At 67.7% G+C, this 14,152-nt stretch carries 18 protein-coding genes; 15 read left to right on the top strand and 3 right to left on the bottom strand.

The genetic code is table 11. From position 1 onward, the window contains the following. The first annotated feature begins 23 nt into the window (after window positions 1–23). On the top strand, window positions 24–500 hold the full coding sequence (gene smpB / locus ACLD0U_RS12060) for an SsrA-binding protein SmpB (RefSeq protein ID WP_179410432.1): 477 nt from the start codon (window positions 24–26) through the stop codon (window positions 498–500). 44 nt (window positions 501–544) lie between these two features. Here the strand turns inward: smpB and ACLD0U_RS12055 are convergent, their stop codons facing one another. Then, on the bottom strand, window positions 545–2,425 hold the full coding sequence (locus tag ACLD0U_RS12055; protein ID WP_410340757.1) for a prolyl oligopeptidase family serine peptidase: 1,881 nt from the start codon (window positions 2,423–2,425) through the stop codon (window positions 545–547). Between the two features lie 68 nt (window positions 2,426–2,493). After that, the gene (lexA, locus tag ACLD0U_RS12050; protein WP_179410434.1) at window positions 2,494–3,180 is read right to left on the bottom strand and encodes a transcriptional repressor LexA; all 687 of its coding nucleotides are present in this window, start codon (window positions 3,178–3,180) and stop codon (window positions 2,494–2,496) included. 317 nt (window positions 3,181–3,497) lie between these two features. Here lexA and ACLD0U_RS12045 point away from each other — a divergent pair, with 317 nt between their 5' ends. The 6 genes from ACLD0U_RS12045 (at window position 3,498) to ACLD0U_RS12020 (ending at window position 7,888) form a co-directional block, all read left to right on the top strand. Continuing rightward, complete coding sequence (locus ACLD0U_RS12045; RefSeq protein WP_410340756.1) at window positions 3,498–3,854, top strand: LysM peptidoglycan-binding domain-containing protein; 357 nt, start codon at window positions 3,498–3,500, stop codon at window positions 3,852–3,854. Window positions 3,855–3,943: 89 nt separating this feature from the next. Then, window positions 3,944–5,026: a histidinol-phosphate transaminase gene (locus ACLD0U_RS12040; protein WP_179410436.1), complete on the top strand. Its 1,083-nt coding sequence runs from the start codon at window positions 3,944–3,946 to the stop codon at window positions 5,024–5,026. Beyond that, window positions 5,023–5,646 (top strand): imidazoleglycerol-phosphate dehydratase HisB, encoded by a 624-nt coding sequence (gene hisB, locus ACLD0U_RS12035; RefSeq protein WP_179410437.1) that lies wholly within the window; start codon window positions 5,023–5,025, stop codon window positions 5,644–5,646. The genes ACLD0U_RS12040 and hisB overlap by 4 nt, the downstream gene beginning before the upstream one ends. Continuing rightward, entirely contained in the window at window positions 5,643–6,275 is a 633-nt protein-coding gene (gene hisH, locus ACLD0U_RS12030; RefSeq protein ID WP_179410438.1) for an imidazole glycerol phosphate synthase subunit HisH, read from the top strand. Before hisB ends, hisH begins: the two co-directional genes overlap by 4 nt. An 88-nt stretch (window positions 6,276–6,363) precedes the next feature. Next, a complete protein-coding gene (priA, locus tag ACLD0U_RS12025; protein WP_179410439.1) occupies window positions 6,364–7,110 on the top strand; it encodes a bifunctional 1-(5-phosphoribosyl)-5-((5-phosphoribosylamino)methylideneamino)imidazole-4-carboxamide isomerase/phosphoribosylanthranilate isomerase PriA in 747 nt (248 codons plus the stop codon). Continuing rightward, a complete protein-coding gene (locus tag ACLD0U_RS12020; protein WP_206551761.1) occupies window positions 7,094–7,888 on the top strand; it encodes an SseB family protein in 795 nt (264 codons plus the stop codon). The genes priA and ACLD0U_RS12020 overlap by 17 nt, the downstream gene beginning before the upstream one ends. On the opposite strand, the gene ACLD0U_RS12015 is transcribed toward ACLD0U_RS12020, so the two are convergent. Continuing rightward, complete coding sequence (locus ACLD0U_RS12015; protein WP_179410441.1) at window positions 7,881–8,267, bottom strand: DUF1844 domain-containing protein; 387 nt, start codon at window positions 8,265–8,267, stop codon at window positions 7,881–7,883. The two genes, ACLD0U_RS12020 and ACLD0U_RS12015, sit on opposite strands and share 8 nt — an antisense overlap. Before the next feature lie 241 nt (window positions 8,268–8,508). Between ACLD0U_RS12015 and infC the strand changes: the two genes are divergently transcribed. From infC to ACLD0U_RS11975, 8 genes are all read left to right on the top strand, one after another. Continuing rightward, the gene (gene infC / locus ACLD0U_RS12010; RefSeq protein ID WP_179411810.1) at window positions 8,509–9,114 is read left to right on the top strand and encodes a translation initiation factor IF-3; all 606 of its coding nucleotides are present in this window, start codon (window positions 8,509–8,511) and stop codon (window positions 9,112–9,114) included. A 74-nt stretch (window positions 9,115–9,188) separates the two neighbouring features. Continuing rightward, entirely contained in the window at window positions 9,189–9,386 is a 198-nt protein-coding gene (gene rpmI, locus ACLD0U_RS12005; protein WP_179410442.1) for a 50S ribosomal protein L35, read from the top strand. A gap of 36 nt (window positions 9,387–9,422) precedes the next feature. Then, window positions 9,423–9,809, top strand: coding sequence for a 50S ribosomal protein L20 (rplT, locus tag ACLD0U_RS12000; RefSeq protein ID WP_206551762.1), 387 nt, complete (start codon window positions 9,423–9,425; stop codon window positions 9,807–9,809). A gap of 92 nt (window positions 9,810–9,901) precedes the next feature. Further along, a complete protein-coding gene (locus ACLD0U_RS11995) occupies window positions 9,902–10,708 on the top strand; it encodes a TrmH family RNA methyltransferase (RefSeq protein ID WP_206822230.1) in 807 nt (268 codons plus the stop codon). An 86-nt stretch (window positions 10,709–10,794) separates the two neighbouring features. Beyond that, window positions 10,795–11,544, top strand: coding sequence for an amino acid ABC transporter ATP-binding protein (locus ACLD0U_RS11990; RefSeq protein WP_206551764.1), 750 nt, complete (start codon window positions 10,795–10,797; stop codon window positions 11,542–11,544). A gap of 32 nt (window positions 11,545–11,576) precedes the next feature. Then, the gene (locus ACLD0U_RS11985) at window positions 11,577–12,461 is read left to right on the top strand and encodes a glutamate ABC transporter substrate-binding protein (RefSeq protein WP_410340755.1); all 885 of its coding nucleotides are present in this window, start codon (window positions 11,577–11,579) and stop codon (window positions 12,459–12,461) included. An 87-nt stretch (window positions 12,462–12,548) separates the two neighbouring features. Continuing rightward, window positions 12,549–13,205, top strand: coding sequence for an amino acid ABC transporter permease (locus tag ACLD0U_RS11980; RefSeq protein WP_206551766.1), 657 nt, complete (start codon window positions 12,549–12,551; stop codon window positions 13,203–13,205). Further along, window positions 13,202–14,119: an amino acid ABC transporter permease gene (locus ACLD0U_RS11975; protein ID WP_410340754.1), complete on the top strand. Its 918-nt coding sequence runs from the start codon at window positions 13,202–13,204 to the stop codon at window positions 14,117–14,119. Before ACLD0U_RS11980 ends, ACLD0U_RS11975 begins: the two co-directional genes overlap by 4 nt. The last annotated feature ends 33 nt before the right edge of the window (window positions 14,120–14,152 follow it).

Here is a 14,152-nt window from a genome sequence, read left to right as displayed (position 1 = left end):
CTGTCTGTCGTCAGGAGAAGAAGATGCCCAGGGAACGCGGTGAGAAGGTCGTTGCGACCAACCGTCGCGCACGTCACGACTACAACATCGAGAAGTCGTACGAAGCGGGCCTGGTGCTCACCGGCACCGAGGTCAAGTCGCTGCGCCAGGGGCGCGCGAACCTCAGTGACGGTTACGCCTATGTCAAGGGCGGCGAGGCGTTCCTCGACGCCGTGCACATCCCCGAGTACTCGCAGGGGCACTGGACGAACCACTCGGCCAAGCGCATCCGCAAGCTGCTGCTGCACCGCGAAGAGATTCACAAGCTCGAGCACGCCGTCTCGGCGGGCGGGTACACCCTCGTCCCGCTGCGCCTGTACTTCTCGGACGGCCGCGCCAAGGTCGAGATCGCCCTGGCGAAGGGCAAGCGCGAGTTCGACAAGCGCCAGGTGCTGCGTGAGCGGCAGGACAAGCGCGAGGCCGAGCGCGCCATGCGCACGCGCAATCGTCTGGGCGAGTAGACCCGCCCCTCCGATCGATCCGGAAGGTCAGGCGTGCTGGTCGCTCAGGCGCCCAGTCGCGGCTCGAAGTCGAAGGCGCGTCCGAGAAAGCGAAGTTCGGTCTCCAGCGAGGCGATGATCGTCTCGGCCGCACGGAAACCGTGACCCTCGCCCTCGAACAGCACATACTCGTGCGGAACACCGCGCGCGGCAAGGGCATCGCGGATCGCCTCGGACTGCGACGGCGGAACCACGCGGTCCTCGCTGCCCTGCTCCAGCAGCACAGGAACGTCGATCCGGTCGGCGTGCGTGAGCGGAGAGCGCTCGATGTAGACCGACTCCGCCTCCGGCAGGGGACCGACCAGGCCATCGAGATAGCGCGCTTCGAAGTCATGGGTCTCAGCGGCCAGCATCCGCAGGTCGGCGACGCCGTACCGTGAGATTCCGGCGCCGAAGGTGCCACCGCGCACGAGTGCGCTCAGCACCGTCCAACCACCCGCGGACCCGCCGCGGATCGCGATCCGCGCGGGATCGGCGAGACCGGCGTCGGCCAGGCCTCGCGCCGCGGCGATCACGTCGTCGACGTCGACGACGCCCCAGGCACCGTCAAGACGCTCGCGGTAGGCGCGACCGTACCCGGTCGATCCGCCGTAGTTGACGTCGAGCACACCGACTCCGCGGCTGGTCCAGTACGCGTAGGCGGTGGATGCTGCCCCCGAGACATGTGCGGTGGGTCCGCCGTGCACCATCACGATGTACGGCGGCAGTTCGCCGTGCGGCGCGCGGGCGTCAGGGTTGGTCGGCGGGTAATCGAACGCGTGGACCGGCCCGTGCGGGCCGTCGAAGGTGACCGGCCGCGCCTGGGGAACCCAGTCGAGGTCGGCGTCGGCGCCACCGGTGACCGTCGTCACCGTGCCGCGGTCCAGATCGAGGCACCACAGTCCGGCGCCGACCGTTGCGCCCGCTCCTGAGACGAGCACCCGTGAGCCGCGCACGTCATCGATGCTCGCGCCGGCCGTGATGGGCACGTCCAGCTGCGTGGCGTTGCCGTCCGTGCCGATCTGGACGATCCGATCGTCGCCGTTGGTGCGCACCGCGACGATGCGTCCGTTGTCGAGCGGGCGGTACCACCGGTTGCCGAGCACCCACAGTCCGCCGCCGGTGTCAGCGTCGGCGGGCGCCACCGGCGTGGGAGCAGCCGCGGTCTCATCGACCCGCACGCGCTGCAGGTTCCAGCGTCCGGACGGGTCATCGAGGTAGAGCAGCTCGTCATCGCTCACCCACTCCGGCTGCAGTGCCGCGCGGGTCGACACCGACATCATCGCATCGCCGTGCACCGGCGCCACGTTCACCGGCGCCACGTGCAGCAGTGCGAGCTCCCAGGGCATGTGCTCTGTGCTCCACTGCACCCACGCGATGCGGGAGCCGTTCGGCGACAGTGCCGGGTGCGCTACGAAGCCAGTAGTCGACACGACCACGCGTACGGCGTCGTCATCAGCCGCCGCCGAGCCGTCCACCGGAATCTCGACGATCGCGCGCCGGTGCGGCTGCGGGCGCAGGTCCTCGCGCACAGCCAAGAGGCGCCCCTGCTGAGCGCGCAGACCGCCGTACGCGGCGCCGGGCGCCGTGAGCGGCTCGGGATCGCCGGACGAGGGCATCCGATACACCCGCTGGTCAGAGCCGTCCACGAAGAACAGCGTTCCCTCGTCGTCGGCGGTCCACGAACCGCCACCGTACTCGTGCACGCGGGAGCGGGCGTTCCACGGCGCGGGCAGGATCTCGGCGCCGGTCGAGCTGCGCACCGTGATCCGGCCGCCCTCGGAGGGCACCGACTCACCCCACCAGATCTCGTCGCCGACGAAGAGAGCGCCGTCGATCCGGGGCGCAGCCTGCGCGATCTGAGCAGCGGTGAACGGAGACGGCCACGAACCGAAAGACGAGGTCATGCGCTCGAGCCTAGTCCCGGGTGCCGTCCGACCCGCCGTGGTCGGAGGCCGCTCGCTCGGAAGCGGGCTCAGACCGTGCGCAGCACCGCGACGACCTTGCCCAGCACGACCGCGTCATCGCCGAGGATCGGTTCGAAGGCAGAGTTGCGGGGCAGCAGCCAGGTGTGTCCGTCACGCTGACGGAACGTCTTGACGGTCGCCTCGCCGTCGATCATGGCAGCCACGATCTCGCCGTTCTCGGCCGAGCTCTGGGTGCGCACGACCACCCAGTCGCCGTCGCAGATCGCGGCGTCGATCATCGACTCGCCGTTGACCTTGAGCATGAACAGCTCGCCCTTGCCGACCAGCTGACGGGGCAGCGGGAAGATCTCCTCGACCTGCTGATCAGCGGTGATCGGCACTCCGGCGGCGATCTGCCCGACCAGCGGAACGAGCGCCGCATCGCCGACTGCGGGCGCGGTGTCGGCAGGGTTCTCGGTGCTCGCGCCCGGCAGGTCGATGAGCACCTCCATCGCGCGGGTCTTGCCCGGGTCGCGGCGCAGGTAGCCGCTGAGCTCGAGCTGGCCGAGCTGATGCGTGACGCTGGAGAGCGACTTGAGGCCCACGGCGTCACCGATCTCGCGCATGCTCGGCGGGTAACCGTGCCGTGCGATCGAATCCTGAATGACCTCGAGGATCGCCATCTGCTTGGGGCTCAAGTTCTTGCGACGACGCGTGCGCGGAGCCTCGGCTGCGGGGGCGGTGTTGTCGCTCATCGGTGCTCCTTCATGGTTCCTGCCGGTGCGGATTCCGCGGCGTCGCGGGCGTCCGATTCGAATGTCGGTGGCCCGTGGTGGGCTGTCCACATCGAAACGGTATCCGAGAAACGGCCCGAAACGGAAGATCTGTTCGAGCGTGTCGCGCCTTCCTCGTAGACGTTTTCGAAAAAGTCTTGACAGATGTTCGATATCGAAGATAACTTCGGTACGTAGCTTCGCATCCGGCATCCCCGGCCGGGTGCCGGATGCGAAAGCTGCACCATGTCCTCGCTGACTGGCGGGCCGGGTGCAGTGTCACAGGAGAGGAGCCACCCATGAGCACGATCGATATCCAGGCGCCGATGGCCCCGGTTTCGGCGACGCGCCTGCGGATCACCGCTCGCGGCCGCCGAGTGGTCGTCATGCTGGCTGCGCTCCCGGTTGTCGTCGGCGTCATCCTGTCGGCTCTCGCCGGCGGTTCCGCACTCGCCTCCGGTGACCTGGCAGAGCCGGTGACGTTCGAAACGGTCGCCGTGATGCCCGGTGACACGCTGTGGTCGATCGCGGACGAGGTCGCGCCGGGTGCCGACCCGCGCGTGGTCATCGAAGACATCAAGCGGTTGAACAACCTGCGCTCCGGCATGATCCAGGTCGGCGCCGAGATCGCGATCCCCACTGTTTACACCGACTGAGCACCGTGTACACCGACTGAGCCCCGGATGCGCGCGTGCGCGGTCGTCACGAAGGCGTCGTCGGCGGGCGCGAGATCTACGATGGAACAGTGACCTCTCTTGACGAGCTACCCCTCCGCGACGACCTCCGCGGACTCACCCCCTATGGCGCACCTCAGGCACCGCTGCCGATCGCGCTGAACGTCAACGAGAACACCCATCCGGTGCCCGATGAGGTCGCCGACGACATCCTCGACGAAATCGCGCGTGCACTGCGTGAGGTCAACCGCTATCCGGATCGTGAGTTCACCGCACTCCGTGAAGGCTTCGCCGAGTACCTCGGCCACGGACTCACCGCCGATCAGATCTGGGCGGGCAATGGCTCCAACGAGGTGCTCCAGCACATCCTGCAGGCCTTCAGCGGTCCGGGCCGCACAGTGTTCGGATTCGCTCCCACCTACTCGATGTACCCGCTTCTGGCGCAGGGAACCGGCGCGCGGTGGGTTGCCGGTGCGCGCGACGACGACTACGCGCTGACGCCCGAGAGTGCCGCAGCACAGGTCGCCGAGGCTGATCCCGACGTCGTACTGCTGTGCGCTCCCAACAACCCCACCGGCACGCCCATGGGACTCGACGTCATTGAGGCCGTCTACGAGGCCGCACGGGGTGTGGTCGTGGTCGACGAGGCCTACTTCGAGTTCGCGCCGCACGACTCGGTCTCGGCGCTCACCCTGTTGCATGGGCGGCCTCGCCTGGCGATCTCGCGCACTATGAGCAAGGCGTTCGCCTTCGCCGGTGCGCGTGTGGGCTACCTGGCCGCCGACCCCGCGTTCATCGACGCTCTCCGACTGGTGCGTCTGCCGTATCACCTGAGCGCGATCACTCAGGCCGCCGCGATCGCCGCGCTGCGCAACTCCGCCACCATGCTGCGCATGGTCGACGAGATCGTTGAACAGCGTGACCGTATCTCGGCCACCCTCGAAGCCCTCGGCTACCAGCCGCACGAATCCTGGTCGAACTTCGTCCTGTTCGGCGGTGTCACCGACCCGCCCGCGTTGTGGCGCGCCCTCTACGATCGCGGTGTCCTGATCCGCGACGTGGGCATCCCCGGTCACCTGCGCGTTTCGGCGGGCACCGAGGCCGAGACCACCGCCTTTCTGGAAGCACTCGCGTCGATAGGATCTCCCTCATGAGCGCCCCCCGCACCGCATCGTCCGCACGCACGGCGAAGCGCACCCGCAGCACCTCCGAATCGACCGTCGAGGTCGAGGTCAACCTCGACGGCACAGGCCGCAGCGACATCGCCACCTCCGTACCGTTCTTCGACCACATGCTCACCGCGTTCGCGAAGCACTCGCTCACCGACCTCACGGTCCGCGCCACCGGCGACACGCACATCGATGCACACCACACGGTCGAGGACATCTCGATCGTGCTCGGCCAGGCGCTCCGTGAGGCCCTCGGTGACAAGGCCGGTATCTCGCGCTACGGCGACGCACTCGTGCCGCTCGACGAAGCACTCGCTCAGGCCGTGGTCGACATCTCGGGACGGCCGTTTCTCGTGCACGACGGCGAGCCCGCGGGCTTTGAGTTCCATCTGATCGGTGGCCACTTCACCGGTTCTCTCGTGCGTCACGTGTTCGAAGCGATCACGCTCAATGCGGGACTGACCGTGCACGTGCGCGTGCTCGGCGGGCGCGATCCACACCACATCGCCGAGGCCGAGTTCAAGGCGTTCGCCCGGGCCTTCCGTCAGGCGAAGTCAATCGACCCGCTCGTCGAGGGCATCCCGTCCACCAAGGGTGCGCTGTGACCGGGCCCCACGTCGCGGTCTTCGACTACGAGTCGGGCAACGTCCACTCTGCGGTCAAGGCGCTGGCCGCCGCCGGAGCCGATGTCGAGCTGACCCGCGACCGCGCCCGCGCCCTGGCCGCCGACGGGCTCGTCGTGCCCGGCGTCGGTGCATTCGCCGCGGTGCGCGACGCCCTGATCGCGCACGGCGGTGACGAGATCATCGATCGCCGCCTGGCGGGCGGTCGCGCCGTGCTCGGCATCTGCGTCGGCATGCAGATCATGTTCGAGCATGGGGTCGAACGCGGCCAGGACTCCGCGGGGCTGGGGGAGTGGCCGGGGGCGGTCACCGAACTGGACGCCCCGGTACTGCCCCACATGGGCTGGAACACCGTCGAGCCTGGCGAGGGGTCGGTGCTGTTCCGCGGCATCGAGCACGAACGGTTCTACTTCGTGCACTCCTTCGCCGCCAAGTCGTGGGAACTCGACGTCATTCCGCCCTTCCCGCAGCCCGCGGTGACCTGGGCGACGCACGGCGAGCGGTTCATCGCCGCCGTCGAGAACGGGCCGCTCTCGGCCACGCAGTTCCACCCCGAGAAGTCCGGCGAAGCCGGCATCCGACTCCTGCGCAACTGGGTCGAATCCCTCTGACCCCGCACAGGGTTTGAGGACTTCGTCGCCGAAGACTACTCTCGTCTCTCGTGCCCGACCGGGCCGCCCTACCCTCCACAAGGAAGCCATGAACGATTTCGCACAGTCACCAGCCCTGATCCTGCTGCCCGCCGTGGATGTGGCCGGCGGAAAGGCGGTGCGACTCACCCAGGGCGAGGCGGGCACCGAGACCAACTACGGCGACCCCGTCGACGCGGCAGGCGAGTTCGTCGACGCCGGCGCCCAGTGGATCCACCTCGTCGACCTCGACGCGGCCTTCGGCCGGGGCAGCAACAGCTCGATCCTGCGCAAGGTCATCAAGCAGTACCGCGGCATCAACATCGAGGTCTCGGGCGGCATCCGCGATGACGCGAGCCTCGAAGCGGCGCTGGAGTCGGGCGCGGCCCGTATCAACCTCGGTACCGCGGCGCTGGAGAACCCCGAGTGGGCCGCCGATGTCATCAGCCGTTACGGCGAGGCCGTCGCCGTCGGACTCGACGTGCGCGGCACGACCCTCGCGGCACGCGGCTGGACCAAGGAAGGCGGCGACATCTGGGAGGTGCTCGAGCGCCTCGAAGAGGCCGGCTGCAGCCGCTACGTCGTCACCGACGTCACCAAGGACGGCACGCTGCGCGGACCCAACCTCGATCTGCTGCGGGAGATCACCGCGCGCACACCGAAGCCCGTGATCGCCTCGGGTGGCGTCTCCAGCCTCGACGACATCGCCGCACTGCGCGAGCTCGTCCCGCTGGGTGTCGAGGGCGCGATCGTCGGCAAGGCGCTGTACGCCGGACAGTTCACCCTCGCCGAGGCTCTGGATGTCGCAGGGGACTGACGACGCCTGCGACCACGGTGCCCCCGCTGACTCGGCGGGCGTGCCGTGGGAGGGGCGCAGTTTCGAGACCAACCCCCACGCCGCCGACGACGGATCCGCAGACCCTGCGCTGCTCGCCGCTTTGCGGCGATTCCGCTCGGGCGAGGGGTCGCAGGTCGAGGTCGTCGATGCGTTGCGAAGCGCCCGCGTGCTCGTGCCGCTGGTCGCCGAACGCGGCGATGAGGGCGTCGGGCCGACCGGACTGAAGGTCGACAAGACCCAGGAGCTCTCGATCGTCACCGTGGCCGCCCCCGACGGGCGTCGCGTGCAGCCGGTCTTCTCGTCCGTCGACACGATGCGGCGCTGGGACGCTCAGGCCCGGCCGATCCCGGTCGAGGCCGTGCGCGTCGCGCTGTCGGCGTCGAGCGAGCAGACCGATCTGATCGTGCTCGATCCGGCATCCGACACCGAGTTCGTCGTGCGTCGCCCCGCGATCTGGGCGATGGCGCAGAGCCAGCCGTGGGAGCCGAGCTTCCTGTCGCCGGAGGTGTTCACGGCCCTGCGTGAGAGCATCGCGCACGAACTGGCTGTCATCGATGTGGCGGTCGCGTCGGGTGACGCGGATGCCCGCATGCGCGGCCCCGAACTGATCGTCACGCTGACGCTGATCGATGGCCTGGACCGCGAGACGCTGGACGCCGTGCTGGCGCGGCTGGCTCAACGGTGGGCGGCCGACGACCGCATGGCGGTTCTCGTCGACTCGCTCACCGTCAAGCTCACACGCTCCGAGGTCAGTTGACCGGGCCGGTCCACTTCTCGCCGGGGCCCTTGCCGATCGGGTCCGGGATGACCGATGCCTCACGGAAGGCCAGCTGAAGCGAGCGCAGACCGTCGCGCAGCGGGCTGGCGTGCGCGCTGCTGATCTCGGGCGCCCCGGCGGTGATGAGCCCGGCGAGGGCGTTGATGAGCTTGCGGGCCTCGTCGAGGTCGAGCTGCTTCTCGGGGTCATCCGCCAGGCCGAGTTTCACGGCGGCCGCACTCATCAGGTGAACAGCGGTCGTGGTGATCACCTCGACCGCGGGAACGTCGGCGATGTCGCGTCCCGCGGCGGTCGCTGCCTGCTCCTGCTCGGCCCAGGTGTCGAGGCGGTGGTCGTGGGGCTCAGCAGGAATCGTCACTTCGTGTTGCTTTCTGTTAGACTTCTGCGGGCTCCGGAGCGTCACGCTCCGGCACGAAAGAGGATCCAATCCCACCCGCGCTTGCCGTTCCAGGCTACCGGGTTCTGCACCCCGCCGGTTTCGGTGGAAAGGGTGTGACAAGCCGGTGCATCTGAAGCATCGGCGGGTGGGGGAACTCCGAATTCGCCCGAGGCGTGAACAGCGACTCGGTGGCCGACAACCCACGTCTAAGGAGCTCCGCATCAGCGATCCCCGTACCAATGAGCGCATCCGCGTCCCCGAGGTCCGCCTCGTCGGACCCGCGGGTGAGCAGATCGGCGTTGTCCGCATCGAGGCAGCGCTGCGTCTGGCCCAGGAAGCCGATCTCGACCTCGTCGAGGTGGCTCCCAACTCCAAGCCGCCCGTGGTCAAGATCATGGACTACGGCAAGTTCAAGTACGAGGCCGCGCAGAAGGCGAAGGAAGCACGCCGTAACCAGGCGAACACCATCCTCAAAGAGGTGCGCTTCCGCCTGAAGATCGAGGCCCACGACTACACGACCAAGCTCAAGCGCGCCGAGGGCTTCCTCAAGGCCGGCGACAAGGTCAAGGCCATGATCCTGTTCCGCGGTCGCGAGCAGTCGCGTCCCGAGCAGGGCGTGCGTCTGCTGCGCAAGTTCGCCGAGGACGTCGCCGAGTTCGGCTCGGTCGAGTCGAACCCCACCATCGACGGTCGCAACATGGTCATGGTCATCGCGCCGCTGAAGAACAAGTCCGAGGCCAAGGCCGAGCAGAACGCCGTCCGCTCGGCGAACAAGCAGGCCGCGCGCGAGGCGAAGTCCTCGACGGGCAACGACGCCGAGGCCTGAGCCGCCCCCCAGTCTCCCGCTTGCGAGCGGGTATCCACCGTCGCCCGCCAGGGCGCCACACGAAGGAAGAGAAGATGCCGAAGCAGAAGACCCACTCGGGTGCGAAGAAGCGCTTCAAGATCACCGGCAGCGGAAAGCTGAAGAAGCAGCAGGCCGGTATGCGCCACAACCTCGAGCACAAGTCGAGCCGTCGCACCCGCCGCCTGAACCAGGACCAGGTGCTCTCGAAGGCCGACTCCAAGGTCGCGAACAAGCTTCTCGGTCGCGGCTGAGCCCCGCCCGAGCGTACGGAATAGGAATACACGAAAATGGCAAGAGTCAAGCGCGCGGTAAACGCGCAGAAGAAGCGTCGCGTCATCCTCGAACGCGCCTCGGGTTACCGTGGCCAGCGTTCGCGCCTCTACCGCAAGGCGAAGGAGCAGGTCACCCACTCGCTCGTCTACGCGTACCGTGACCGTCGCAAGCGCAAGGGCGACTTCCGTCGTCTGTGGATCCAGCGCATCAACGCCGCTGCCCGCCAGAACGGCATCACGTACAACCGCTTCATGCAGGGTCTGGGCCTGGCCGGTGTGCAGGTCGACCGCCGTATGCTCGCCGAGCTCGCCGTGACCGACGCCGCCGCATTCGCGTCGCTGGTCGAGACCGCGAAGAACGCTCTGCCCTCGGACGTCAACGCTCCGAAGTCGGCTGCCTGAGCATCCGCTCTTCATGCAAACGGGCGTCTCCCCTCGGGGAGGCGCCCGTTTCGCGTCCCGGGGCATCCGCGGCGCGCCGATAGACTGATGCCGTGCTGGAGAATCCTCGCTCGCCCCGTGTCCGCGCTGTCGCCAAGCTCTCCAAGCGCAGTGCGCGCGTCGAGACCGGTCTGTTCCTGCTGGAGGGGCCGCAGGCGGTCCGTGAGGCATTGCGGTACGTGCCCGGTGCGATCGTCGAGCTCTACGCGACGCCGACGGCGTGGGAACGGCACGCCGACATCCGCCAGCTGGTCGCCGAGCACGAGGTCCCGTTCGACTACGTGACCGAGGACGTGCTCGACGCGATGGCCGACACCGTGACCCCGCAGGGGCTGATCGCGGTGGCCCGCCAGACCCCGACCGCTGTGAAGGACATCTTCGCGGCGTCCCCGCGCCTGATCGCGATCTGCGAAGAGGTGCGCGACCCGGGCAATCTCGGCACGATCATCCGTGCGGCGGACGCCGCAGGGGCGGATGCTGTCGTGCTGACCGGCCGCACCGTTGATCCCTACAACCCGAAGGTCGTCCGCTCGACCACGGGCTCGCTGTTCCACCTGCCGATCTCGGTGGGAGGCGACCTCGCCGACGTCGTGAGCCGCGCGCACGCGGCCGGACTGCAGGTGCTCGCCGCCGATGTGGGCGGGGGCGATCTGTTGTCTGCGCGCGCCGACAACACGCTCGCCAAGCCGACCGCCTGGTTGTTCGGCAACGAGGCGCGGGGACTCGAAGCGGATGCCCGCGGGCTCGCCGACCAGGCACTGAAACTGCCGATCTACGGGCAGGCCGAGTCGTTGAACCTCGCGACCGCCGCGAGCGTGTGCCTGTACGAGAGCGCGTTCGCGCAGCGCGCCGAGCACTGATCGGCGCCATCGCGCCGCCGATCACGAAACGATAAAGACCACGACGACCCCCTGTGCTGTCGAGGCCCCGGCCCTAGAGTTGGGCCATGGCAGAGAGCAGAGACGCCCTCGTGGTCGTCGAGAACGTCCAGAAGCACTACGGCGACTTCCAGGCGCTGACCGACATCAACCTCACGGTCGACCGCGGTGAGGTCGTCGTCGTCATCGGACCGTCAGGCTCGGGTAAGTCCACGCTCTGCCGCACCATCAACCGGCTGGAGACGATCACCAGCGGCGAGATCCGCATCGACGGCAAAGTGCTGCCCGCCGAGGGCAAGGCGCTCGCGCACCTGCGCGCCGAGGTCGGCATGGTCTTCCAGTCGTTCAACCTGTTCGCGCACCTGACGATCCTCGAGAACGTCACGCTCGGCCCGATCAAGGTCCGCGGCCTCAAGAAGGCGGATGCCGAGAAGGAGGCCATGGCGCTGCTGGAGCGCGTCGGGGTCGCCGAGCAGGCGCGCAAGCTTCCTGCGCAGCTGTCGGGTGGACAGCAGCAGCGTGTCGCGATCGCCCGTGCCCTGGCGATGCGCCCGAAGGTCATGCTCTTCGATGAGCCCACCAGCGCCCTGGACCCCGAGATGATCACCGAGGTGCTCGACGTGATGATCGGGCTCGCCAACGAGGGCATGACGATGATCGTCGTCACGCACGAGATGGGCTTCGCGCGCAAGGCGGCCAACCGGGTGGTGTTCATGGCCGATGGGCAGATCGTCGAGCAGGCGACGCCCGAGCAGTTCTTCACGAACCCACAGAGCGCGCGCGCCAAGGACTTCCTCTCCAAGCTGCTCACCCACTGACTCCCGTCCACACATCCCATAAGGAGACGCACATGCGACGTACACGCACACTGGCAGGAATCGGCATCGCAACGGTGGCGTTGTTCGCCCTGACCGCCTGCAACAGCAGTGACACGGCCGGTGGTGGCCTGGACTTCGAGGTGGCCAACGACGTCAGCCTCGACGGCAGCCCGACGTTCGACGCGATGGTCGAGCGCGGTGGCCCGATCATCGGCGTCAAGGAGGATCAGCCCAACCTCGGCTACCTCGACGCGACGACGGGTGAGCGCTCCGGATTCGACATCGAGATCGCCCGATGGATCGCGGCCTCGCTGGGCTTCGAAGAGGGCGACATCACCTACGAGCCGATCGCCTCGGCGAACCGCGAACAGGCGCTCGTCAACGGTGACATCGACTACTACGTCGGCACCTACTCGATCACCGACTCGCGCAAGGAGCAGATCAACTTCGCAGGTCCGTACTTCGTCACCGGCCAGGGCTTCCTCGTCTCGTCTGACAGCGAGATGACCGAGGTCAACGATGTCTCGGACTTCAACGGCATGACGGTCTGCTCGGCGACCGGATCCACGCCGATCCAGAACATCAAGGACAACTACCCCGAGATCAACACCCAGGAGTACGACATCTACTCCCAGTGCGTCGAGGACCTGCTCAGCGGCAAGGTCGACGCTGTCACGACCGACGCGGCGATCCTGATCGGGTATGCGGCGCGTACCCCTGACAAGCTGAAGGTGCTCGACGGTCTGTTCACCGAGGAGCGCTACGGCGTCGGCGTGCCCAAGGGCGACACCGTGCTGCAGGAGCACATCAACACGCTCTTCACCGAGGGTGGCGACACCTGGCAGGAGATCTTCGACGCGACGCTCGGGCAGTCGGGCATCCAGGTCGACCAGCCGGCCGTCGACCCGGTCGAGTAACCCTCAACGGCGGCAGCCCGGTTCGGCACGTCACGACACGACGTGACCGAACCGGGCTCCCGCCCGCATCGCTGAGAAGGAGGGCGCGTGGACGCCATCAACGGCAACCTCGATCTGTGGATCGAAGGCATCTCGTACACCCTGTTGGTGTTCTTCGGTGGCGGCATCATCGCCCTGGTACTGGGAACCATCGTCGGCGCCATGCGCGTGTCACCGGTTCCGGTCGCCCGTGCGGTGGGCACGCTGTACGTGACGCTCGTACGCAACACCCCGCTCACGCTCGTGTTCTTCTTCTTCGTGTTCGGCTACAGCGCTCTGGCGCTGCCGACGTTGTCGAACACGGTGCTCGGCATCATGGCCATCGGGGTGTACACGGCAACGTACGTGGCCGAGACCCTCCGTGCCGGCATCAACACGGTGCCCGTCGGGCAGGCGGAGGCCGCCAGGGCGATCGGACTGCCGTTCGGGCAGGTCATGACCCTCGTGGTGCTCCCGCAGGCCTTCCGTTCGGTGGTGCCGCCCATGATGAGTGTGTTCATCGCCCTGCTGAAGAACACCACGGTGGCCGCGGGCTTCTCGATCGCGGTGCTGCCGCAACTGCAGTCGACCATCTCGAACTCCCACACCCGCACGGGTACGCCAATGGAGGTGTTGCTCTGGGTCGCCATCATCTTCGTCGCCCTGGTGATGCTCCTCACCTGGTTGCAACGAAGCCTTGAGAAGCGCTGGAGGATCGCCCGATGACTTCCGTCCTCTTCGACGTGCCGGGGCCCCGAGCCCGTCGGCGCAACACGATCCTCGCCGTGGTGACGATCGCGGTGGTCGTCGCGATCCTTGCCTTCCTGGTGTGGCGCCTCAGCCTCACCAATCAGTTCAGCGCCGAGAAGTGGAGCGTCTTCACCTACTCGGCGGTGTGGGCGTCCATCGGCGAGATGCTGATGAACACCTTGCGGGCCTTCGCGCTGGCGGCAGTGCTGAGCCTTGCACTCGGATTCGTGCTCGCGATCGGACGACTGTCCGACCACGCCTGGGTCCGAGTGCCCGTCACGGTCATCACCGAGTTCTTCCGCGCGGTTCCCGTGCTCGTGATGATGATGATCCTCTACTACGGACTCCCCACGCTGGGCATGAAGGTCGACCCGTACTGGGCCGTCGTGCTGGCGCTGATGGTCTACAACGGTTCGGTGCTGGCAGAGGCGCTGCGCGCGGGCATCGAGTCGCTGCCGCGGGGCCAGAGCGAGGCCGGCTACGCGATCGGCCTACGCAAGAGCGGCGTGATGGCGCTCATCCTGCTGCCGCAGGCAGTGCGTGCCATGCTGCCGGTGATCGTCGCTCAGCTGGTCGTGGTGATGAAGGACACTGCTCTCGGATTCATCATCACGTACCAGGAGCTGCTGTACTACGCCAAGCTGCTCAGTTCGCAGCCGGGACGACCGATTCTGCAGTCCGCGCTCGTCATCGGTGGTATCTACATCGTGATGTGTCTGATTCTCTCGGGCATCGCGAAGTGGCTCGAGATCCGCACACGGCGCTCGCCGAAGGACAAGGTGCTGGAAGCCGAGGCGGCCGTGCTCATGCACGAAGGAACCGACACCGAACTCCTGGTCGCCCAGGGGGACGGCAAGCGGGGACGGCGGCACGGTCGGGACCGACGCTGAACGGAACGGCCGGTCGTCGCCGCGCCGGTAGAC

Source organism: Microbacterium sp. 2216-1, from assembly GCF_046507855.1.
GTDB classification, from domain to species: Bacteria; Actinomycetota; Actinomycetes; order Actinomycetales; family Microbacteriaceae; genus Microbacterium; species Microbacterium esteraromaticum_C.
Note: the sequence above shows the minus strand (reverse complement) of the source record. Positions and strands in the feature narration are given on the sequence as shown.

What these genes read in the sequence shown, in the direction of transcription:
- hisB (WP_179410437.1), top strand. Translation starts at nt 5,023, where the DNA reads ATGAGCGCCCCCCGCACCGCATCGTCCGCACGCACGGCGAAGCGCACC.
- ACLD0U_RS12055 (WP_410340757.1), bottom strand. Translation starts at nt 2,425, where the DNA reads ATGACCTCGTCTTTCGGTTCGTGGCCGTCTCCGTTCACCGCTGCTCAG.
- ACLD0U_RS11985 (WP_410340755.1), top strand. Translation starts at nt 11,577, where the DNA reads ATGCGACGTACACGCACACTGGCAGGAATCGGCATCGCAACGGTGGCG.
- rpmI (WP_179410442.1), top strand. Translation starts at nt 9,189, where the DNA reads ATGCCGAAGCAGAAGACCCACTCGGGTGCGAAGAAGCGCTTCAAGATC.
- ACLD0U_RS11975 (WP_410340754.1), top strand. Translation starts at nt 13,202, where the DNA reads ATGACTTCCGTCCTCTTCGACGTGCCGGGGCCCCGAGCCCGTCGGCGC.
- priA (WP_179410439.1), top strand. Translation starts at nt 6,364, where the DNA reads ATGAACGATTTCGCACAGTCACCAGCCCTGATCCTGCTGCCCGCCGTG.
- ACLD0U_RS12045 (WP_410340756.1), top strand. Translation starts at nt 3,498, where the DNA reads ATGAGCACGATCGATATCCAGGCGCCGATGGCCCCGGTTTCGGCGACG.
- smpB (WP_179410432.1), top strand. Translation starts at nt 24, where the DNA reads ATGCCCAGGGAACGCGGTGAGAAGGTCGTTGCGACCAACCGTCGCGCA.
- ACLD0U_RS11990 (WP_206551764.1), top strand. Translation starts at nt 10,795, where the DNA reads ATGGCAGAGAGCAGAGACGCCCTCGTGGTCGTCGAGAACGTCCAGAAG.
- rplT (WP_206551762.1), top strand. Translation starts at nt 9,423, where the DNA reads ATGGCAAGAGTCAAGCGCGCGGTAAACGCGCAGAAGAAGCGTCGCGTC.
- ACLD0U_RS12020 (WP_206551761.1), top strand. Translation starts at nt 7,094, where the DNA reads ATGTCGCAGGGGACTGACGACGCCTGCGACCACGGTGCCCCCGCTGAC.
- lexA (WP_179410434.1), bottom strand. Translation starts at nt 3,180, where the DNA reads ATGAGCGACAACACCGCCCCCGCAGCCGAGGCTCCGCGCACGCGTCGT.